This window comes from Pelagibacterium lentulum (assembly GCF_003992625.1).
Taxonomy (GTDB): Bacteria; Pseudomonadota; Alphaproteobacteria; order Rhizobiales; family Devosiaceae; genus Pelagibacterium; species Pelagibacterium lentulum.
On record NZ_RZMW01000012.1, the window covers coordinates 22,663 to 43,499 of the forward strand.

A 20,837-nucleotide genomic window follows, 5' to 3' on the forward strand; every position below is an offset into this window, starting at 1 on the left:
CCGTTGCCGCAGGCCCCGAAGACTGGCCTTCGACAAGGAAATGTGCTAAGAATTTCGCAGATTTACGAGGATTTTGACAATGGCTGTCGCAGTCGCCAGGAAGCCTGTTTCCCCGATCTCCGAAACGGAGAAAGAGCGCCGTCGCAGGATCGTGCGTCGTGCATTCCGCTCGAACGCGATGGAAGGCCTTCGCCCGAATCCGGACTGTCAGCCGGTGTTCGACGCCTATATTGCTGGTGAGATCGAGTTTGATGAACTCGGTCCGAGGATCGACGCGATACTCGCATTGCGTTGATGTCATTCACACTACCGGACGGGCTGACCTTAAAGAACAAGCTCGGAGCCACAAACCACGACCAGCTCGAGCAACGGGAGCACCCTAAGCTCGCCCAGCGGTTGATCGAGCTCTACGAGGGGCATGGCCCGGAGCCGACATTCGACACGGCCCATTTGCAGGCGCTGCATAAGCATCTGTTTCAAGATGTGTATGAATGGGCCGGTCGCTTCCGCCACGAGAGCTTTATTTTTGCCGACGGTACGCGGGCATCCATGCCGGCGATGCACAAGATCGGCGGCAAGGATTTCGCGATTGGCAACGAGATCGACAGAGGCATGAAAAGCCTCATGTCAGGTCTTGAGTCTCGGAACTATCTTCGTGGGCTGGACCGTGAAACCTTCGCGCGTGAGGCGGCCGCAGCTTTCGCGCGCCTCAACGCGATCCATCCGTTCCGCGAGGGCAATGGCCGAGTGCAGCGCGAGTTCTTTTCGGCTCTTGCCGAGCGGGCGGGACATTCCCTCGAATTCGGTGTTATCTCCGCCGAACGAATGGTTCAGGCGAGCATCGCAGCACACGAACGCGGCGATCTCGGTCCGTTGCGGCGAATGTTCATAGAGATCGCCGATCCTGAGCGCGTTCGTGCGCTCGAGACGGCACAGGACGCCATTGAGCGTTTCCGACCTGTCCAAGCGCCCCACGTTACGGCGTGGGACGGCATCTACATGGCAACGACCGAGCCTCATCAGGAGTATGAGGGCCGCTTTGCCGGCGCCGCTGGACAGCATTTCATGGTTCAACCCGATGACGGTTCGATCATCATCGGCCGCATTGTCGATCTTCCCGATCCTCCGCCAAATTCGGGCGCTCGCATCCGATTCACTGCACGTTCAGAGCTGGGGCGCGGACATTTCGCCAGGACCTCTCGTTCCCGCCCGCGATGTCGCACGCGAAATCGGCCCGTCCGAAATCAGAACCCGGATGGATGCCGCGCCCCATATCGTTGAGGCGAGGGCGGCACTGGCCGCCGCCAGCCGTCAGGCTGGTCGCAATGAGGGCGATGTTCTGCACGTCATAGATCACGCGGCGATAAACGGTAGGGTAGGGGACCGGAACATTGTCGAAACGCTTGGCGCCGGCCGCGCACCGGGATCGGCAGGGCATCGCCTGGTTTCGGCGGCCGGCACCTATCTTCGCCATGTCCATGCTCTGAGGCAAACGATGACCCACGAGCGCACCGACCTGGCTGACCGCGCCGGCACGGTGATACCAAGGCCCAGCCAAGAGCTGATCGACGCCATATCGCGAGGCAACCAGATGCCGGATACGCTTCGCGGCGAACTGCGTTCAATCACCGGCGCGTTTGACCGGCGGTTCGGCGAGGATCTTGCCGCCCTTCGTGCCGGCAAGGCCATCGACCAGCTCGCTCAACGTCATGGCCTGGACCCGAATGTATTGGCTTCGGCGCGAGACGTGCTGAGCCAGCTCGACAAGGGGATCAAGCAAGCGCGTGCCCAGGACCGCGCGCAGACGGTCAGCCGTGGGGGACCCGTCCGCTAGCCTCCAAAACGCCATCCTGCCCCTTGTTCGATCCGCGCCGGAGGCGGATCGAACTTCCCCGAGCGGGGCGAGGGGCGATGCCCCTCGTCCCGATGCTATCAGCATGGCCGCAGCGCGCAGGGAAGGGCAAGGGCGGCCAAGCCGGGATCGCAGCCACGCGAAAGGCGCTTGAGCGCCGAGCATGGCGAGACCCCACCCCTTGCCCTTCTCGAGCACTGTGGCATTGCCTCTCTCAACATATGTCCATTGAACCGCGGCCAGCCGTCCGCGTCCATGATGACCGGTCCCCCCAATTGTGCACCGGCGCCGCTGGCGCCGGCACACAATCGGCTCCCCCGGTCCCCGAAGGCGGCCTTCGGCCGTCATGGACCCGGCCACCTGGTCACGGACCGTTGATCCTGTTTTCAAACAGGAGAATTAACGATGACGACCTACGATCATATTCAGGAGCTTCGGGCGGAGTTGGCGACGATCATCGACGCCGGCGAGCGTGCGGCGATCGCGGCCGAGCTGGAGGCTGCGCGTGAAAAGTTGGCCCAGGAAGAGGCCGCGCTTGACGTGGCATTTGAGCCGCCCGTTTAGGGCGGCTCCAGATGAGGGACCACCGGTCCGTCCCCGTTTTCCACCCCGCCCTTGGCGGGGCGGAGCGAAGCGGAGCAGGCGTAGGCCTGAACGCGCTCCCCACATAGCGCCGAAGAGAAGGCCGAAGCCTGTGGTAAACGGGGGCGGAACGGCTGCCGCTTATCGCTTGGCTTTCTCAAGCGGGATCAATACGAAAAGGGCGATGAAGGCCGTATAAGTCCATTTGGCGATGATGATGCTGGCCAGGAGCCATCCTTGGGCAAAAGTGGCGGCATATTCGGAAATGGCTGCGAGAACTGCGAAAAACAGAACTCCTGCGATCATGAGCTTGAACGGCATTCATCTACTCCTTGGGTTGAAAGCTGTTTTGCCCGACGACCCGCAGCATCTCGGGTCGCCGGAAATAGACCGCGCGGCCGCAACGTAGCGGCGGGTTGCCGCTGGTCAGAACGATCTGCTCGTCAGCGCGCATCTGTGTCACCTCATGGGGCAGGATCAGCGGCCGTTGGGAGAGCTGCATCGAGCGCGTGCGGGACGATCCCATGTCCCGTGATGTTCGTGAGACCTGGCCGACCTCGACGGTTGTGGTGCCGCAGCGCTTGGAAATGTAGTCGGCGGTCTCGGGATCGTTGATGGCCGAGAACGATACCCAGGAGGCGCTTTCGAACCATTTGCTGGTCGCATCGCGGCCGCCGAAGGCCTCCCGCATCTGTCCGAGGGACTGGAACAGCATCAGCAATGTGATGCCATACTTACGGCCCGCATCGCGGGCCGTCTCGATGATGCGCATATAGCCGAGGCGGGCGGCCTCATCGAGAAGGAAGAGGGCGCGTTCGGTCATCTCGCCATTGCGGTTGTAGATCGCCGTGAGAAACGCCCCGATAATCACCCGGGCGAGCCCAGGGTGATTTTCGAGGGTGGACAGGTCGATGTTGATGAACACGGTCGAACGCGCGTCGGCGATGTCGTCGGTCTTGAACGAATTGCCCGAAACGATCGCCGCATAGTTCTCGTAGCTCAACCAGTGGGTTTCCTTGGCAGCGGTCGCATAGACGCCAGAGAAGGTTTGCGGTGTCATGTTGATAAAGGGGCCGACGACCTCCTTGACGAAGCGGGAGGAGGTTTGCTCATGCAGCTCTTCGAGCTTGGCCTTGAGCGTTTCTTCGGGTTCAGCCAGACGCTTGCGAACGATCCGCAAGGATCGTTCGCGCGTCGTGGTGCCATCGGGATTTTCATCCGCTTCGGGATTATCCCCCAGCACCACGTCGGCAATGATCGCGGTAATGAGCTGCTCGCCCATCGTGCGGAAAAAGTCGTCGGAGCCGGAGGTGACGCGCGGCTTTTCGCTCATCAGCCACGCGGCGACCGAGGCGATATCTTCCTCGGGATTGTTGCCGTGCTGGCCGATCCAGTCGAGCACGTTGAACCCGAAATACGGCGTCCTGGGATCGAGCGTCATGACCTTTTGCCCGTTGCGGTCGCGATGTTCGCTGACCATCGGCGCAATTTCGGTCGAGGGATCGAGGACGATCAGCGAGCCCTTGAATTTGAGGGCAGTCGGGATGACGACGGATGTGGTCTTAAAGCCTCCCGACCCGGCGAAGACCAGCCCGTGGGTCGAGCCGAAACCGGCATCGAAACACAGGAGCGGCGCGGCCCCGCCACGCCCCCATGTTTCCTTGCGTCGAGGGTCGAAATTGACGGCGGCGACACTATCCTTGTCGGGCCTGTAGGCTTCGCCGACGACGATGCCGCCGGAGGCCTGGAAGAGTTTTTTGGCGGTCGCATCGTCCATCCAGTTGCTGTCGCCATGAATGGCGCGATTGCCCTTCAACCGCCTCGGTGCAGAGTTGCCGAAGGCAGCGTTTCCCTTAATTGCAACCCGCAACGCGAAGAGGGCAACGAATGCGCAGGCGATCATGCCCCCGGTCGAAAAATAGTCGAGATAGGTCAATGGCGCATCGGCCGGCATGCCGACAAAAACGAGCCGGCCATATTCAAACCATGCACCGAGCAGGGCAGGGACCAGGGCGCCCGCGAGGACGCCCTGGCCGACGGATTGAATGAACAACGAGCCCTTCGAGCCGAACAGAAAGAGCAGCCCGATGAGGGCGGCGGTCAGAAATGGAACGGTCAGGCCGACCCGTCCCCAGGTCTGGAAACTTTCGGGGGTAGATCCGAATTGAGCGAACCATGCTTCGCTACCGCGCAGGGCGAAGAACGCCCCGATCATCAGCAGTGCCGGTGCGCTCGCCAGCAAGAGCCGTTTATTGGTCATCCTCGAAGATTGCCTTCCCGCGACGCCGGAAGCGTTCGCGTGTCTCATTGTCTTTCAGTGCTTCGGCAGCTTCGACCAGGAGGCCCAGCAGAACGGCCTTGTCCTCGTGGCGAAGGCCGGCCTTGGCGATCAGTCCACCGAGTTGGATTTTCTCGCGGGTATCGCGCTTGCGTTCGTCGGTTCGTTGCCGCTGCAGTGCCATGGTCGAGCGGATGATCTTTGCTTTAAGCCGTTTGAGCGGTTGGCTTCTGCGTTTGCCGAAACCGGGCCGTCACCTCCTGCAATGCCTCGATGATCGCACTTTCGCTGGCGTCGACCTCGTGCAATCCGGCTTTGACGGCGAGCATCCCGAGCCGTTCGGCCTCACGGACCTCAGCCTGCCTGAGCTGTTGTTCGAGTTTGGCGATTTCGTCCTTGATGCGTTTTGTCGACTTGCGGTTGGGCGCCATCAGATCTTTTCCTTCCGATCGATTTTGGAGACAGCAAGGTCGGCCAGCGGCCGTCCAAATGCCACTGTGGTTTTCCGAAGTGGCCGGGCGCGAAGCGACCGGAGATAGTCCCTGCATTCGAAGAATGCGTCCAAAGGCGCGCTTATACGTCGCTGCGCGACGTGCCCGGAGGATCGCTTGGCCCGTTTGACCAATCACCCCCTCAATCTCGTAGGTGCTATCGCACCGAGCGAGGGCTGATGGCGATCTACCATTTTGAAAGCCAGATCATCAGCCGGGGAGATGGGCGCAGTGTCGTAGCAGCGGCAGCCTACCGGCACGCGGCCCGGATGGAGTTCGAGCGCGAGGGCCGCGTAGCGGACTTCTCGAACAAAAGACACGTCGCCCATGCGGAGTTCATGGCGCCCGAAGATGCGCCCGAATGGCTATCCTCAATGATGGAGGATCGGAGCGCATCCGAGATTTCAGAGGCGTTCTGGAACAAGGTCGAGCATTCCGAGGCGCGGCGTGACGCGCAACTCTCGAAAGAGTTCGTCCTAGCGCTGCCAAAGGAGCTGACCAAAGAGCAGAACATTGAGCTGGTGCGCGATTTTGTTGGCCAGCAAATGTTGGCCCGCGGCATGGTCGCCGATTGGGTCTTTCACGATGTCGAGGTCAATCCGCACGTCCACATCATGACCACCTTGCGCCCGCTCACAGAAGAGGGTTTTGGCGCAAAGAAGGTTCCGGTGCTCGCTAAGGACGGAACCCCGCAGCGCGGCAAGGACGGCAAAATCCAGTACCGGCTATGGGCCGGAGATCGTTCAACGCTCAACGACATGCGCGCGGCCTGGGCCGAGGTTCAGAATAACCATCTGGCGAAACACGGCATTGATGCCCGTGTCGATCATCGCTCCTATGCCGAGCAAGGCATTGAGCTGACCCCACAAGGCAAGGTCGGTGTCCGGACGCGCAATATTGCCAAAGAAGCGCAGGCCGAGGGGCGAGAAGCCGACCTTGATCGTATGGCGCTGCACGAGGATCTTCGGCGTGAGAATGCCATGCGCATTGCCCGCCGTCCCGAGATCGTCATCGATGCCGTATCGCGCGAAAAGAGCGTCTTTGACGAGCGCGATATCGCCAGACATCTGCATCGCTGGATCGATGACGGCCAGCAGTTCCAGAACCTTTTGGCGCGGATCATGGCGAGCCCCGAGCTGGTGATGCTGGCCGGGGAGGGGGTCGATTTCGAGACCGGCGAGGTCAAGCCGGCGCAATACGCCACCCGCGAAATGGTCCGCATCGAAGAGACGATGGCGCGGCAGGCAGCGCACCTTTCGACGCATGGAAGGTTCGGTGCTGCGGATCATATCCGCAACGAGGTTCTGGCCAATCATCGCCAGCTTTCCGATGAGCAGCGCAATGCTATCGAGCTTGCAACCGGCAATGAACGCCTTGCCCTGATCGTCGGCCGGGCAGGGGCCGGCAAGACCACGATGATGAAAGCCGCCCGCGAGATATGGGAGGCGTCTGGTTATCGCGTCGTCGGCGGCGCGCTCGCCGGCAAGGCAGCCGAAGGGTTGCAAAAGGAAGCCGGGATCGAGAGCCGCACGCTCGCCTCATGGGTGCTGCAATGGGAGCGCGGAAAACTGCACCTGGACGACAAGACCGTCTTCGTCATGGACGAAGCGGGCATGGTGTCGTCGCGGCAGATGGCCGATTTCATATCGGCAGCAGCCCATGCCGGGGCCAAGATTGTTCTTGTCGGCGATGCCGACCAGCTTCAGCCGATCGAGGCGGGCGGAGCGTTCCGGGCGCTCAGCGACCAGATCGGTTTTGCCGAGCTCTCGACGATCTACAGGCAGCGCGAGCAGTGGATGCGCGATGCCTCAATGGCGCTTGCGCGCGGCAATGTCAGCGATGCCCTCGCCGCCTATCAGGATCATGGTCATATCATCGAAAAGGCGACCAAGGACGAGGCCCTGGCCGCGATGGTGGACGATTGGGTTGCCGATTACGATCCGAATCGCACCACCCTCATGATGGCCTTCATGCGCAAGGACGTGGCGGCGCTCAACGCGCTCGCCCGGGAAGGCTTGCGCGACAAAGGCGTGATCGAGGAAGGCCACGCCTTCCGCACGGCTAATGGCGTTCGCCACTTCGCCGCCGGTGACCAGATCGTGTTCCTCGAAAACGAGGGTTCGCTTGGCGTGATGAACGGCATGATCGGTCGTGTGGTCGCGGCCGAGCGCGGCAAGATCGTCGCCCAGATCGGCGACCCACATAGTGGGGACCCACGTAGTGGGCAGGGCCTGCGCCGCGTCGAGATCGAGCAGCATATCTACAATAAGATCGATCACGGCTACGCGACCACGATTCACAAGAGCCAGGGCGTCACCATCGACAAGGTGAAGGTGCTCGCCTCATCCATGTTCGACCGCCATCTGACCTATGTGGCGCTGACCCGGCATCGTGACGAAGTGCAGCTCTATGCGGGTGCCGACGAGTTCGCCCGATCGATCCGCGTCGATCACGCTGCCGGCGTCACCGGCGAAATGATCGATGCCGGCCAGGCGCAATTCCGCGAAGGCGAGGACGTCAAGCCCACCCCCTATGTCGATTTGCGCGACCCGTCGGGGATCGTGCATCGCCTGTGGGGCGTCAGCCTTCCCGATGCGGTTGCCGACGCCAATGCGAGGATCGGCGACACGATCACGCTGCGCCGGAACGGCACCGAGGACGTGACCGTGAAGGTCGCAGTCCTCGACGAAGAAACCGGCGAGAAGCGGTTCGAGGAGCGGCTTGCCGAGCGCAATGTCTGGACGGCCCGCGTTCTGGAGGCCGGCGATCCGGCGTTGAAGTCCGTTGGCGCCGATGTGCTGTTCGGATCGCGGGGCAGGGTGGACCACACCCAGGGCGTCACCGGTGAACTGGTCGAGACCGGCGAGCTACCATTTGGCAATGATCCAGAGGCCAAGGCGACCCCTTATGCCGATGTGAAGAGCCCCGACGGCACAATGCACCGGCTTTGGGGCGTGGCCTTGCCTACCGCCATTGCCGGGGCCGGGATCGAGGTCGGCGACACGGTGATGCTGCGCAGGGACGGGACCGAGACCGTTTCGGTTACAGTGCCCGTCACCGACAATGCCACCGGCAAGGTGCGGTTCGAGGACAGGACCGTCGAACGCAATATGTGGGCTGCCGCCCGGCTGGAAACGGTCGAGGAACGCGCCACACGCTTCGAGCGGGAGCCGGAAAAATCGGCCCTGTTCGGCCAGCTCGTCGCGCGCATGTCGCGGCCGGCCGGCAAGGCGACGACGCTCGATTTCGTGGGCACCAAGCTCTATGACCAGGCCGTCGCCTATGCCACGCGGCGCGGCCTCAAGGGCGCGCGCGTGATGAAGGCCGCGGCCCTCAATCACACCCGCTGGCTGGCCCGGCAACGCGAGAGGCTGGCGGCCGCCAGCCGAAAGCTCGCTGTCTTTGTCGAACGGTTCGGCCGCGATCGGTCCGTTTCGCCGCAGGCGGCGCCTGCTCTCTCACGGCCCTGGTTGCGCGGCCGCGCGACATGGCGCCTTTCGATTCCCCAATCCGTGGAGGCAAAGATGCAATCGGACGCACAGCTCACCATTCATTGGTCGCAGATCCAGGAGCGCATGAAGAACGTCTATGAGAAGGCGCAGGAGGCGATGGCGTCGATGGGGCTCGAGAAGGCGCTGCAGGGCGACCAGTCCGCTGCCGAGGCGATCAGGGATCAGCTCTCCCGCGATCCGGAAGCCTATGGGCCATTGCGCGGCAAGACCGGCATGTTCGCATCGAGCGCCGCCAGGGCCGAGCGCGACCGCGCCATAAACAATGTACCGGCGTTGCGCGACCAGATCGGCAACTATGTCCGATTGCGAGCCGAGATCGGCGATTTGCGCACCGTCGAGCTTTCGCGCGAGCGGGATCGTCAGCGGATCGATGTCCCAGCTATATCCGCCGTCGGCAACAACGTGCTTGAGCGCGTGCGCGATGCGATCGACCGCAACGACATCGATTCGGGGCTCGCCTACGCCCTGGCCGACAAAATGGCCAAGGGGGAGATCGACCGGCTCAACAAGACGCTCGAGGAAAAGTTCGGCAAGCGCGCCTTTACCTCAAAGGAGCCTAGCGGCCCGGCCTTCGAGGCGGCCGCTGCAAAGGTCGCCGAGGGGGATCGCGGCAAACTGGCATCGGCCTGGCCGCTGTTCCATGCCAGCCAGAAGATTGCCGCCCATGAACAGAAGCAGGCCCGTCAGGAAGCCCGCGCCCAGACGCAAACTCGCGACCAGGGCATGACGCGATGAGCGGACGGCGGGCAGCCCTTGCGGTGCTAGGAGCAGGGGCGATCATGCTGGGAGCGCTTGCGGCCGCGTTCGCCTATGGTGGCTACCGGGTGAATTTCACGCCCAGTTACGCCTATGGCCTGTGGCGCATCGAGCCGCTGGACCGGGAGGTGAGGGCAGGGGACAGAATATTCATCTGTCCGCCCGCCGACACGGCGGCCGAACTGGCGCTTGAGCGCGGCTACCTGCCGCGCGGGCTTTGCCCTTCGGGCACCGGTCCGCTCATCAAAACGGTTGTCGCCCTGCCCGGCCAGTCGGTCGAGATCGACGGTCAGGTCATCATCGATGGCGAACCCCTGCCATTCTCGCGCGTGCTTTCTGCCGATGCCGAAGGCCGCGCCATGCCGGTCTATGCCGGCGGCCAGATAGGCGAGGGCGTCTTGTTCCTTCATTCAGATTTTGTTGGTTCCTATGACTCGAGATATTTCGGACCCATCCCGGCCGAGGGCGTTCTTGGCCTCGCCCGGGAAGTTCTCACTTTCGCGCCGTAGCGTCGCGGTTTCGGTCGCTTTCATCGCGGGCGGCATTTTCACCGGCTCTATCGGGTGGAGCGGGTACACGCTCGCCCTTGCGGCGGGCGTCCTGTTTCCAGCGCTTTGGGCCTTCGCCCCGTCGCGGACGGTTGCCGGCCTCGTTTCGCTGGCGCATTTCCTTGCCGCTTCGCGCGGCCTGCCCGAAGGCGTAGCTATTTTCTTCGGGTCCGACATGAGCATGGGTCTTGCCCTGTGGCTTGTGGCTTCGCTCATGTTCGTCATCGTCCATGCCGGTCTCTGGACGTCGAAAACCGGATGGCATCGGCCGCTGCGCTATGCCATTGCCGCGATCCTCATGAGCCTGCCGCCCTTTGGCATCGTCGGGTGGGCCAGTCCGATCACGGCGGCCGGCGTCTTGTTTCCGGGCGCGGGATGGTATGGTCTGGCGGCGACAGCGATCGGCCTTCTCGCCATGACCACGCGATATTGGACGATCACCACGCTCGTCATGGGCGGAGCGTTTGCGTGGTCCGCCACGAGCTGGACACCGCCGTCAGCTCCTGAGGGCTGGGTGGGGATCGACACCAGCTTCCAGTTCAGCGAAGCCGGCCAATATGCCGATTACGCCCAGCACATGGCGACGATCGGCATGGTCAAAGGGGCCGCGGGGCAGGGGGGCACAACCGTTGTCTTGCCCGAGAGCGCTTTCGGAATCTGGACCGCGACCGCCGAGCGGCTTTGGACCCGCGAGCTGGCCGGGCTCGATGTCGTCGTCAATGGCGGCGCCATCGTCATCGACAGAGAAGGCTACGACAACGTCATGGTCGAGGTCTCAGCCGAGGGCTCGAGGATCCTCTACCATGAGCGAATGCCCGTCCCGGTCTCGATGTGGCAGCCCTGGACGAGCGGCGGGGCCAACGCGCATTTCTTCGCCAATCCGGCCGTCGCGTTTGCCGGTGTCCGGATTGCCCCATTGATCTGTTACGAACAGCTCATCATCTGGCCGGTCCTGCAATCGATGCTCTATGGCCCCGAGGCGATCGTTGCGACCGGCAACGGCTGGTGGACTGGCGAGACCAATATCGTCGCCATCCAGAAAGCCAGCGCCGAAGCCTGGGCTTCTCTTTTCGGCCTGCCTCTGGTCATGGCCTTCAACCACTAGCGAGGACCGTCCGATGATCGATCCCGAATTGATCCAGCTCTGCGCAGACCCCCGGCTTGAGGTCGAAATCGTGCAGCAGTTCGTTTCCGAGATGAACGCTGCCGATCATTTGACCGTCCATGTTGCCCAGGGCAACCGGACGATCCTGGTGCCAAAACCGGAAACCGTCGAGCAGGCGATTGCCACAACCCGGGAATGGGTTGGGCAGGCGACCGTGCGCGTCGGCCTCACCCAATATCCCGCCGGCTTCGGCATCACCGATCCGTCCGAGGTCGGCTATGAGCTGTTCGACAATTGCGAAAACCTGCGCATGGGCACCGAGCTCTTCGGCAAGGTGCTGCGCGTTGTCACCCAATGGTATGGCGGTCCGGCCGAACCAGCCTTTGATGACGCGATCCATGCCTATCGCACCGGCTGGTTCGAGGGCGAGCGCATCTTTTACGCCGAGGATCCAGGTGCCGTTGACGTTGCCGCACCCGGCCGCTCGACTGTGGAGATTGAGGCGAGCGTCGGGGCCAACACTGGTCCCGGCCCCGAGGGCGGACCTTCCGAACCGCAATTCATCGATCAGGATCCCAACTCCGCAGGGATCAGGATCGATCTTTCGGGCATTCGCGCCCATAATCAGGAGAACCTGTCGAACCAATGAACAGCCACATCATCGTGTCCATCCTGCTTTGCACCCTGTCATGCGAACCGGCCGAGGTCCGGGTTTGGGATGGCGATTCGATCCGGCTTGGCCTCACCAGCGAGGCCGAAGCCATTCGTATCTTCAACATTGACGCGCCCGAAATCGACGGGCAGTGCGTCTATGAGAGTGACCTGGCGCAACGGTCCAAGAACCGTTTGGCCGAACTTCTACTGGGACAGCAGGTGACAATCCATCGGCAGGGCACCGACCGCTATGGCCGCACCCTGGCCGCCGTGATCGTCAACGGGGTTGACGCCGGCGACGTGCTGGTGAGCGAAGGCTTGGCGCGGACCTGGAGCGGCCGCCGCGAGCCGTGGTGCTGAACCATGATCGGCGCGATCTCGCGATGGATCGAGCGGCGGGCACGAATCCGGGCGGCCTGGAAGGAGGATGCCAGGATGCTCCTCGAGCAGTTCGGCACGGAGGCCTATTACACGGCGCAAAGGCTCGCGGCACGGTCGCGGTTTCGTGGTGATCGCGACGGGTTCTGGCATTGGGCCAAGGTCGCGGCCGAGGTGGCGCGGATTTCGCCAGAGGTCGAGATGGATATGGCCGTGGTTGAGCGGATCGTGGAAGAGGAGCGGCAGGCGCAAGCCGGGTAGAGAACACGACGACTGCCAATCAGGAGGCACTGATCTCCGGTTTGCCCGGACGAGTGTGAATGACGGGTTCCGACGCCATTCCGGTCATCCGCAGACTGAGTTAATGTTCCTGAAAGCCGACATTGACTCTAGCGCTGTAGAAGCGAGCTCTTTGCGGTATCGACGACACGCCTTGTCAACTCGGGAAACTGGTTCTGAGCCCAACGACTAACTTGCCAGTAGAGCGGGATATCCGTGGTTGCGCCGGGGACTAGCTCAACGAGACGCCCAGCCGCGATATGGGCCGCAACTAGATCTATCGGGTTGAGGCTCCAGCCGATCCCAAGAATACAAGCGTCCACAAATCCATGCGTCGACGGGAGCCAATGCGTCGGCGGCGTTGGGTCTGATCCAAAATTGGCTACGAGCCAATCCTCTTGCATGGTGTCCTTATTGTTGAATGTGAGCACAGGTGCTTGCGACATGGCTTCGGCTGTGACCCCGTCGGCGAAATACCTGTGCATGAACTCTGGGCTGGCGGTTGAGACGTAGCGCAGATGACCTAGCGCCGTAACGGTGCAGCCAGCCGCTGGTTTCGGCATCGACGTGACGGCGGCAAGAACCCGGCCTCGCTTCAACCAATCCACCGTGTAATCCTGATCATCTACGGCGATGTTGAACATCACATTGGAACGCCCGGTGAAACCCGCCATTGCCGGCAAGAACCAGGTTCCGAGGCTGTCCGCGTTCACAGCCACATCGACAGTTACTGGTCCGCTCGAAACATCGCCAAGCTCGGGTATTTGCGCGACCAGTTCGTTCTCCAACTGCCCGACCAATTCCATGTGCCGGCACAGCCATGCCCCCTTGTCGGTGGCGCGGCACGGTATGCCTCGTTCTACCAGCACCGCTCCCATACGTTCTTCAAGCTGCTTCACGCGCTGCGAGATGGCGGAGGGCGTAACGTTGAGGGCTTTCGCAGCCTTTTCGAAGCTGCCCGTGCGCACGATCGCCGCGACGGCCGCGGCGGCATTGTAATCAAGCATGATTAGCCAGCCTTATGCTGCGTTAGCTACTTTAACTGGTCTAATGCAAGTTCGGCGTTTACGCCAACGGGCATGAAGCATGACCCTTCACCATGAACCCATCGATTTTCTTGACCGGCCTCGGCATGGGCTTGAGCCTCATTGTCGCTATTGGTGCGCAAAATGCCTTCGTCCTGCGACAAGGGCTCAAAGGCGAGCATGTGCTCGCTGTCAGTCTGACTTGTGCAGTCTCTGACGCTGTGCTGATCGTGATCGGCGTTACCAGCTTTGGGCGGATAGCGGCCTGGCTACCCTGGGTCGATCCGGTGATGAGGATCGGGGGCGCGGCGTTCCTGGCCTGGTATGGTGCAAGAAGCATGATGTCCGCCTTGCGCTCCACGAGCACTCTTTCTGTCGAGAGCGACCAAGCCACCAAGCCGCTTTTGCCGACGCTTCTAACGTGCCTCGCGCTGACGTGGCTTAACCCCCATGTCTACCTCGACACGGTGGTCCTGCTGGGTTCAATTTCCACCCAGTTCGGTGGGCAACAATTTGCCTTTGCCGCTGGCGCAGTCACAGGATCGTTTATGTTTTTCTTCGCCTTGGGCTTCGGCGCTTCGCTGCTGCGACCGATCTTCGCGCAACCTGCGGCATGGCGTATTCTGGAAGTTGTTATTGCGTTAGTGATGTGGGCGATCGCCCTCAAGCTCATCACCGGCTCATAACCTGAAGGTCGCAGGTTCAAATCCTGCCCCCGCAACCATTCCAAGTCCTTGCAATTAAAGGGCTTTTTCGGACCTTCCACTCTCCGAAAATTAGGTCAAAATTCCTCGCTGGAAGCGTACTGGAAGCGCCGGGACCAAGGTTCCGGGAGGCGCAACCCGTCCTGGGTGCGACAATCTGACCCGCCCGGCCCTTTGCCGGCCATCCTCAAAGCACTATTCCTCGTTCCGCTCAGCGCAGAGATGGTTTCGCCCATGTCTGCTCTGCACGCCGTTTCCGGCATAGTCCGCCGGCGCGCTTAGAGGTAGAGGGCGGGTGTGGTGTTCCGTGACGGGTTGAGGATCGGGAGAGAGGCTCCCGAGGCCCGTCGCGGAGATCATCCCGATGGCCAGGAGCAGTCACAGTCGCCACGCCGGAAATGACCGGGCGAACCTATACGATGAAATCACCCACAGGATCATAGCCGAGCTGGAGGCGGGCCGTGTGCCATGGGTCCAGCCCTGGGGCACCGCCCACGCCAAGGCCGCGCTCGCCATGCCGAGCAACGCCGCCACCGGCCGGCAATATTCCGGTATCAACATCCTCTTCCTCTGGGGCGCCGTTGTCGAGCACGGCTTTCCCACCCAGCATTGGGTGACCTTCCGGCAGGCGCTCGCGCTTGGCGGCAATGTGCGCAAGGGCGAACGCGGCACGACCGTCGTCTATGCCGACCGCTTCACTCCACAGGACGAGAAGCGCCGCGCCCGCGAGACCGGCGAGGACGCCCAGGCGATTGCTTTCCTCAAGAGATTCACCGTCTTCAACGCCGCGCAGTGCGAGGGTCTGCCCGAGGATATCGCCGTCGAGGCGCCACCCTCGCCCAAGGGCCTGGTCGAGCCCAGGGTCGAGGCCCTCATCTGCGCGACCGGGGTCGATTTCCGCATAGGCGGCGGCAAGGCGTTCTATGTTCCCGCGCTCGACTATGTGCAGGTGCCGCCTCCGCAAGCCTATCACGAGCCGATCAATTGGCACCGAACCGCCCTGCACGAGCTGGGCCACGCCACCGGCCACCGCTCACGCCTCGGCCGCGACCTCGCCGGCAGCTTCGGCTCGAAGAAATACGCCTTCGAGGAGCTAGTGGCGGAGATGAACGCCGCCTTCTGCTGTGCCTCGCTCGGTATCACGCCCACCGTGCGCCATGCCGACTATATCGGCGAGTGGCTGGATGTTCTGCGCGAGGACAACCGCGCCATCGTCCGCGCTGCCTCGCAGGCGAGCAAGGCGGCAGACTGGATACTGTCCTTCCTGCCAGAAGATGAGGGGAGCCGCGACCGCCGCGCCGATCAGAATGACAGGAGGGCCGCATGATGACCCATGCCCGCTTGCGTGCTGCGCTCGGCCGTATGGAAGTCCGTCTCGCCTACACGCGCAGCAACCTGATGCGCGTCGAACACGCGCTCAGCAATCGCGCCGAAGCTGAGACGATCCGGCGGCGCCCGAAGGCACGGTACTATCACCGGCGAATGAGCCGATGGTCTGGAGCGGACGAAGCCGAGTACCGGCGCATTCTCGAGCGCCTGCTCGATACGTCCCAGCCGGAGCTGGACCGCCTGCGCCGGAGGATCGCGCGGCAGGACGCCGCCATCGCGGCGCTACGCGCGAAATACCGCGTCAATGCCCAGCGCCCGCCTCGCCCGGCCTAGAGATAGTCGTCAGCAGAACCGGCATCGCGCAGCGCGCAGGAATGTAGAGGGAGAGGAGGGTCGGTTTTTTGCGACGGGTTGGAGGTCGCGAGAGAGTTTTGCGGCCGCCCGTCGTGGAGAAACCGACATGGCGAAGTCGCCCAAGAAGATTGTCTTTTCGCGCTCGCGCGATATTCCGTTCGATAAGCTGGTCATCAGCGAGGCCAATGTTCGTCAGATCCGGCCAGAAAGCGGGCTGGACGAGCTGACCCAGGACATCGACCGCCGCGAGGATCTGATCCAGGGCCTCAATGTCCGTGCCCTTCTCGATGAGAACGGCGAGGAAACTGGACGTTTTGAAGTACCCGCCGGCGGCCGCCGCTATCGGGCGATCGAGCGTCTGGTCGAGGCCAAGCGCTTCCCCAAGGACGGCCTGGTGCCGTGCGTCGTGCGCAAGTCCGACACCAATATCCTCAAGGAGGACGACTCGCTTGCCGAGAACGTGCAGCGCGCCGGGCTCCATCCGCTCGATCAGTTTCGTGCATTCAAGAGCATGGTCGACCAGAACATGTCGCGGGCTGAGGTTGCTGCCGCCTATTTCACAACCGAACGGTTCGTCGAACAGCGGTTGCGCCTCACGAGCGTTTCCCCCAAGTTGCTCGATGTCTATGCAGATGGGGGAATGACGCTCGAGCTGCTCGAGGCGTTCACCGTTAACCCAGACCACGACCGCCAGGAGCAGGTTTGGGACGCTATCCAGCATACCTATCGTCAGCCTTGGCAGGTTCGGCAAATGCTGACCGAAGCTGCGGTTCCTTCTTCCGACAAGAGAGCCATTTTCGTCGGAACTCAAGCCTATGAGCAGGCTGGCGGCGGCGTGCTGCGCGATCTTTTTTCCGAGCAGGTCGGCTTCTGGCTCGAAGATCCGGCGCTGCTCGGCAGGTTGACCACCGATAAGCTCAAGGCGGTCGCCGACGAGATCGCAGCCGAGGGCTGGAAGTGGATCGCCGTCGACGTCAACCTTCCCTACGGATACAGCAATGGGTTGCGCGCCCTCTCGCGCGCCACGGTCGAACTCACCGAGGACGAGCGTGCCGAGCGGGAAAGTCTGCGCGACGAGTACGCTAAGATCGAGGGCGAATACGAGGACCATGACGAGCTTCCCGACGAGATCGACCAACGCCTTGGCGAGATCGAGACGGCGCTCGAAGCGTTCGAGAACCGTCCGGTCATCTTCGAGCCGTCGGACATTACCCTTGCCGGTGTCTTTCTCGGCCTCGACCGCGATGGCGAACTGATCGTCGATCGCGGGTATGTGCGCCCCGAGGATGAAGCGCCGGTTGACGCCGACGCCGAGGAACCCGACACCGATATCGGCGACGACGAGGGGAACGGTGCCACGACACGCGCCGTCATCACAGTCGGCGGCGAGCCCGCCCAGCCTGAGGATGACGACGATGAAGGCGAGGCGGTCAAGCCTTTGCCCGAGCGCCTCGTGATGGAGCTGACCGCCCATCGCACCCTCGCCCTGCGCGATGCTCTCGCGCCTGGGCTTTAAGCTCGTGCCCTGGACACCATCGGTCGAGCAGCATCTTGGCAAGCACGTCTCCGGCTTTGTGCGCGCCGATGGTGGAGTCGATTGGAGTTTTGAGCGAAAGAGAAGTTTGGGTCTCTAGGATGCTCAGCGCACGGCGATCATGTTCGCAAGCCCCTACCGCGAACGTTGGTCGAATGCAGTGGCTCGATTTGTGCCCACTGGGTATCGGAAAAACAAGAGGAACCGGCCAGACTTCGTTATGCTTGGAGGCCATGTTGAAAACTCATATATACTGATGGCCATTGTGGCAGAAGAACAACACTCAGATGCTTTAGCTTGGTTTCACAAAATCGTGGGTAAAGTCCGCCATGTTCATGCCACGATCGAAGTCCCATCAACGTAGCATGGTTCGTCACTTAACTTTGTGGGCTCTGAGGGCCGCGGCAATATGGATGCTAACGGTAGGGTTTGCGGTAGCCCAAGCTGCTGCGCCACTCCACTACACGTGCGCCACTATCTCGGCCGACGCTGGCCAAGTCGTGGCAACCATTGCGTCCTCATCGGCTGCTTCAAGCCTTCAGAGCCAACAAACGAAGCCAACGCCGGCGATGCCAGCGACCGGCTGTCATTACGACATTCAATTCTCCGGCACTGAGGAGCCTGAAAGACTTCGGCTGCGCTCATCCTGGGACTTGCCTGTCTCTCCTGGCCACAACTATTTTTGGTTGCGCTCGCTCGACGGCCCCCCTCCGCGCGCCTGATCCCAGGCATCGCTGTGGGCTTCGGACTTTGGCTCCTCACGCCCCGGCACCCTACCTAAATTCTTCACCACGATTGGGGCGGTAAGGCCGGAGCGCTATGCCGCCTGAGCCTTAGGAGCGCAATGCTATGGCACATTCCTTTTCTCTTTCACGTCGCCACTTTCTGGTGGGTACGTCGAGCCTCTTGGCATTAGGGGCCGCTGGTTGCACGCCATACAGCAACGATATCGCCCAACAGCAGGTAGCGCTGCCGCCTCCTATCTCACCTGAGGTAGTCATGATGTACTCGGCCCTTCCAGATGAACAGTTCGCTGTGCCTCCTGTCGATCTGCGCTATCTCGATCAGAGATATTACCGGCAGCGCGTGCACTACCAAACGATCGAAGAGCCGGGCACAGTCGTCGTCGATACTGCCAACTTCTATCTCTATCATGTAGAAGAGAACGGCATGGCAATGCGCTACGGTGCTGGATTGGGCCGAGCCGGCTTTGAATGGTCGGGACGCGGGCGCATCGCCTATTCACGCGAATGGCCTGTCTGGACCCCTCCCGCCGAAATGATCGAACGTGAGCCCGAGCTTGAAAGGTGGCGCAACGGCCAGCCGCCGGGACTCGACAATCCCTTGGGGGCACGGGCGCTCTATATTCACCAGGGTAACCGCGACACGCTTTACCGTATCCATGGCACAGGCGAAGCCTGGACAATCGGTCATGCGGTGTCGTCCGGTTGTGTCCGCCTCTTGCATCACGATGTGATCCATCTGGCCGACAGGGTTAAATGGGGCTCGCCGATTGTTGTCCTTGGAGGCGATGTTACATTCGAAGGGTGATGTATATGACGGCCAGGAGCGGACTCGAAACAATTTATGAGGGTCGCGAAGCCCAGACTGCCGATGCTCAGGAGTAGATAGTTTTGGATTTTACACTTATCGGCATCGTGACAGTATTTGCGGCAGGAACGATATCATTCCTTTCGCCGTGCGTCTTGCCGCTGGTTCCCGGTTACATCTCGTTCGTCGCAGGCGGCTCCCGCAGGGAATTTGCTGCGGATGACCGTTTGGGTGCGAACTGGCATACGCTTATCAATAGCCTGTATTTCGTCCTGGGGTTCACGACGATCTTCGTCTTGCTGGGAGCGACCGCGACTGCCATGGGGGCCATCTTTCGCTCTTATCTCTATGAGGCGAATCTCATCGGCGGCGCAGTCGTTATCATTTTTGGCGTGGTAACGACCGGGTTGGTGCCGATTCCATGGTTCGACCGCGAAATGCGTTTCCACCCACGACCCCACGTCGCTGGTCCATGGACGAGCTACTTGCTTGGGTTGGCATTCGCCTTTGGCTGGACCCCATGTATCGGACCTGTACTCGGTTCGGTTCTCATGCTGTCGGCCTCGAATGCGACCGTCGGCACCGGGGTAGTGCTATTGTTCGTCTACTCATTGGGGCTGGGCGTCCCGTTCATTCTTGCCGCCCTATTTATGCACCGTTTCCTTTCTGGGCTTCCGACACTGCGATGGGCCGGCCGTTACCTACGTATTCTGGCAGGCGTGATCATGATCGTGATGGGAATTGCCATGATGACAGGGCAACTCACCCGCTTCGCCATCTGGCTCCTGATAACTTTCCCCGCCTTAGGACAGATCGGCTGAGAGATAGCTGTAGTGCTAAAGCATGCGCTGACCACAGCCGCCATTGGCCTTGGATCTGATCAGCTATCCAAATGATGGGTACTCAGCGTAATGGAGAGCCATATTGTGTGACGGGCTTTTCAACCTGGTCTAGGGCGCAAAACGGGCATCAGTTTCGGACTTTTCAACGAAGCTTCGAAATCCTTCGTACACACACGTTCTTCTTTGATAGTGCGTCTTTAGCGAATAGTTTTCTAGGGTCGAGACTCAATCATAGCCAATATGCGACTGCGGCCGCGAGCATGACAGCGGAAAGGTAATTCCGGGCGAGTTTGTCGTATCGTGTTGCGACACGGCGGAAATCCTTGAGGCGGCAGAACGTGGCTTCGACACGCCAGCGGTCCTTGTAGCGCTTCTCATCGTAACGGATTATGCGCTTGCGGTTCTTGCGGCCAGGGATCACGGGGATAGTGTTCTGGCTGCGCAGAGTGGTCCGAAGTCGATTGGCATCATATCCCCGGTCAGCGATGAGCCGCTTCATGCCCATCGTATGAGTGATGAGCAGATCGGCACCCGTCATGTCCGAGGCGTTGCCGGGCGTCAGGATGAGGCGGAGCGGCCTTCCCAGAACATCGACGAGCGCGTGGACCTTGGTGGTCCGGCCACCACGCGAGATGCCAATGGCATTGGCTTTCGCCCCCCTTTTCCCCCGCCTGCACAGCGATGGGCCTTGATATAGCTGCTGTCGATCTGGGCTGTTTCGGCTATCCAGCCCTGTTCGGTTAACGCGGCCAGGATGCGTGCCCAGATGCCGCGACGGCTCCAGCGGTTCCAGCGATTATAAACGGTTGTCGCAGGGCCATACTCGACAGGGCAATCAACCCAGCGCCCGCCGCACTTGAGCATATGTATAATTCCCGAAATCACCCGCCGGTCATTAACCCGGCGCGCCCCAGGTTGGTTCTGAGGGAGGTGCGGCTCAATGGCCGCCCATGCTTCATCGCTCAACCAAAACAGTCTGCTCATCAACGCCTCCAGCTCAATCCAAAGCCAAAGAATCTGATTTGCAGCATCTATTCAATAAGCTGATTGGGTTTGGACCCTA

21 protein-coding genes and 2 pseudogenes are annotated in these 20,837 nt (G+C 61.5%); 17 read left to right on the plus strand and 6 right to left on the minus strand.

Going from position 1 to position 20,837, the window contains the following annotated elements:
• The first annotated feature begins 79 nt into the window (after window positions 1-79).
• The 4 genes from EO133_RS04305 (at window position 80) to EO133_RS20160 (ending at window position 2,416) form a co-directional block, all read left to right on the plus strand.
• The gene (locus tag EO133_RS04305) at window positions 80-295 is read left to right on the plus strand and encodes an antitoxin VbhA family protein (RefSeq protein WP_127071444.1); all 216 of its coding nucleotides are present in this window, start codon (window positions 80-82) and stop codon (window positions 293-295) included.
• Window positions 295-1,281 carry a Fic/DOC family protein gene (locus tag EO133_RS04310; RefSeq protein WP_127071445.1) on the plus strand — a complete coding sequence of 329 codons (987 nt, stop codon included), beginning with the start codon at window positions 295-297 and terminating at the stop codon, window positions 1,279-1,281. The genes EO133_RS04305 and EO133_RS04310 overlap by 1 nt, the downstream gene beginning before the upstream one ends.
• Window positions 1,256-1,834: a hypothetical protein gene (locus EO133_RS04315; protein ID WP_127071446.1), complete on the plus strand. Its 579-nt coding sequence runs from the start codon at window positions 1,256-1,258 to the stop codon at window positions 1,832-1,834. The genes EO133_RS04310 and EO133_RS04315 overlap by 26 nt, the downstream gene beginning before the upstream one ends.
• A gap of 423 nt (window positions 1,835-2,257) precedes the next feature.
• On the plus strand, window positions 2,258-2,416 hold the full coding sequence (locus EO133_RS20160) for a hypothetical protein (protein WP_164734885.1): 159 nt from the start codon (window positions 2,258-2,260) through the stop codon (window positions 2,414-2,416).
• Window positions 2,417-2,575: 159 nt separating this feature from the next.
• Here EO133_RS20160 and EO133_RS04320 read toward each other — a convergent pair whose 3' ends face one another.
• From EO133_RS04320 to EO133_RS04335, 4 genes are read right to left on the minus strand one after another with little or no spacing between them, the layout of a single operon-like run.
• A complete protein-coding gene (locus tag EO133_RS04320; protein WP_127071447.1) occupies window positions 2,576-2,755 on the minus strand; it encodes a hypothetical protein in 180 nt (59 codons plus the stop codon).
• Window positions 2,756-2,759: 4 nt separating this feature from the next.
• Window positions 2,760-4,694: a Ti-type conjugative transfer system protein TraG gene (gene traG / locus EO133_RS04325; protein WP_127071448.1), complete on the minus strand. Its 1,935-nt coding sequence runs from the start codon at window positions 4,692-4,694 to the stop codon at window positions 2,760-2,762.
• Window positions 4,684-4,896, minus strand: a complete 213-nt coding sequence (locus EO133_RS04330) for a conjugal transfer protein TraD (RefSeq protein ID WP_127071449.1) — start codon at window positions 4,894-4,896, stop codon at window positions 4,684-4,686. The genes traG and EO133_RS04330 overlap by 11 nt, the downstream gene beginning before the upstream one ends.
• A gap of 22 nt (window positions 4,897-4,918) precedes the next feature.
• On the minus strand, window positions 4,919-5,143 hold the full coding sequence (locus EO133_RS04335; RefSeq protein WP_164734886.1) for a TraC family protein: 225 nt from the start codon (window positions 5,141-5,143) through the stop codon (window positions 4,919-4,921).
• 239 nt (window positions 5,144-5,382) lie between these two features.
• Here EO133_RS04335 and traA point away from each other — a divergent pair, with 239 nt between their 5' ends.
• The 6 genes from traA to EO133_RS04365 all read left to right on the plus strand — a co-directional run bounded on the left by traA (window position 5,383) and on the right by EO133_RS04365 (window position 12,417).
• Window positions 5,383-9,450, plus strand: coding sequence for a Ti-type conjugative transfer relaxase TraA (traA, locus tag EO133_RS04340; RefSeq protein ID WP_127071451.1), 4,068 nt, complete (start codon window positions 5,383-5,385; stop codon window positions 9,448-9,450).
• Window positions 9,447-9,980 carry a conjugative transfer signal peptidase TraF gene (gene traF / locus EO133_RS04345; protein WP_127071452.1) on the plus strand — a complete coding sequence of 178 codons (534 nt, stop codon included), beginning with the start codon at window positions 9,447-9,449 and terminating at the stop codon, window positions 9,978-9,980. The genes traA and traF overlap by 4 nt, the downstream gene beginning before the upstream one ends.
• Complete coding sequence (locus EO133_RS04350; RefSeq protein WP_244640906.1) at window positions 9,943-11,124, plus strand: conjugal transfer protein TraB; 1,182 nt, start codon at window positions 9,943-9,945, stop codon at window positions 11,122-11,124. The genes traF and EO133_RS04350 overlap by 38 nt, the downstream gene beginning before the upstream one ends.
• A 13-nt stretch (window positions 11,125-11,137) precedes the next feature.
• A complete protein-coding gene (locus EO133_RS04355; RefSeq protein ID WP_127071454.1) occupies window positions 11,138-11,773 on the plus strand; it encodes a lysozyme family protein in 636 nt (211 codons plus the stop codon).
• Window positions 11,770-12,138, plus strand: coding sequence for a thermonuclease family protein (locus EO133_RS04360; protein ID WP_127071455.1), 369 nt, complete (start codon window positions 11,770-11,772; stop codon window positions 12,136-12,138). Before EO133_RS04355 ends, EO133_RS04360 begins: the two co-directional genes overlap by 4 nt.
• A gap of 75 nt (window positions 12,139-12,213) precedes the next feature.
• Window positions 12,214-12,417: a hypothetical protein gene (locus tag EO133_RS04365; RefSeq protein WP_244640905.1), complete on the plus strand. Its 204-nt coding sequence runs from the start codon at window positions 12,214-12,216 to the stop codon at window positions 12,415-12,417.
• Between the two features lie 128 nt (window positions 12,418-12,545).
• On the opposite strand, the gene EO133_RS04370 is transcribed toward EO133_RS04365, so the two are convergent.
• Window positions 12,546-13,442, minus strand: a complete 897-nt coding sequence (locus tag EO133_RS04370; RefSeq protein WP_127071457.1) for a LysR family transcriptional regulator ArgP — start codon at window positions 13,440-13,442, stop codon at window positions 12,546-12,548.
• Between the two features lie 92 nt (window positions 13,443-13,534).
• On the opposite strand from EO133_RS04370, the gene EO133_RS04375 reads away from it, so the two are divergent.
• The 7 genes and pseudogenes from EO133_RS04375 to EO133_RS04405 all read left to right on the plus strand — a co-directional run bounded on the left by EO133_RS04375 (window position 13,535) and on the right by EO133_RS04405 (window position 19,753).
• Complete coding sequence (locus tag EO133_RS04375; RefSeq protein WP_127071458.1) at window positions 13,535-14,146, plus strand: LysE/ArgO family amino acid transporter; 612 nt, start codon at window positions 13,535-13,537, stop codon at window positions 14,144-14,146.
• A gap of 382 nt (window positions 14,147-14,528) precedes the next feature.
• Window positions 14,529-15,491, plus strand: coding sequence for an ArdC family protein (locus EO133_RS04380; RefSeq protein WP_127071459.1), 963 nt, complete (start codon window positions 14,529-14,531; stop codon window positions 15,489-15,491).
• A complete protein-coding gene (locus EO133_RS04385) occupies window positions 15,488-15,826 on the plus strand; it encodes a hypothetical protein (RefSeq protein WP_127071460.1) in 339 nt (112 codons plus the stop codon). The genes EO133_RS04380 and EO133_RS04385 overlap by 4 nt, the downstream gene beginning before the upstream one ends.
• A gap of 127 nt (window positions 15,827-15,953) precedes the next feature.
• The gene (locus EO133_RS04390; RefSeq protein WP_188681930.1) at window positions 15,954-17,363 is read left to right on the plus strand and encodes a ParB/RepB/Spo0J family partition protein; all 1,410 of its coding nucleotides are present in this window, start codon (window positions 15,954-15,956) and stop codon (window positions 17,361-17,363) included.
• Window positions 17,353-17,481, plus strand: a pseudogene (locus EO133_RS04395) (DUF3363 domain-containing protein); the annotation flags it as partial. The gene EO133_RS04390 and the pseudogene EO133_RS04395, both read left to right, overlap by 11 nt.
• Before the next feature lie 749 nt (window positions 17,482-18,230).
• On the plus strand, window positions 18,231-18,932 hold the full coding sequence (locus tag EO133_RS04400; protein WP_127071462.1) for a L,D-transpeptidase: 702 nt from the start codon (window positions 18,231-18,233) through the stop codon (window positions 18,930-18,932).
• Between the two features lie 83 nt (window positions 18,933-19,015).
• Window positions 19,016-19,753 carry a cytochrome c biogenesis CcdA family protein gene (locus tag EO133_RS04405; RefSeq protein WP_127071463.1) on the plus strand — a complete coding sequence of 246 codons (738 nt, stop codon included), beginning with the start codon at window positions 19,016-19,018 and terminating at the stop codon, window positions 19,751-19,753.
• A 250-nt stretch (window positions 19,754-20,003) separates the two neighbouring features.
• On the opposite strand, the pseudogene EO133_RS04410 reads toward EO133_RS04405, so the two are convergent.
• Window positions 20,004-20,758, minus strand: a pseudogene (locus tag EO133_RS04410) (IS5 family transposase).
• Window positions 20,759-20,837: the final 79 nt, after the last annotated feature.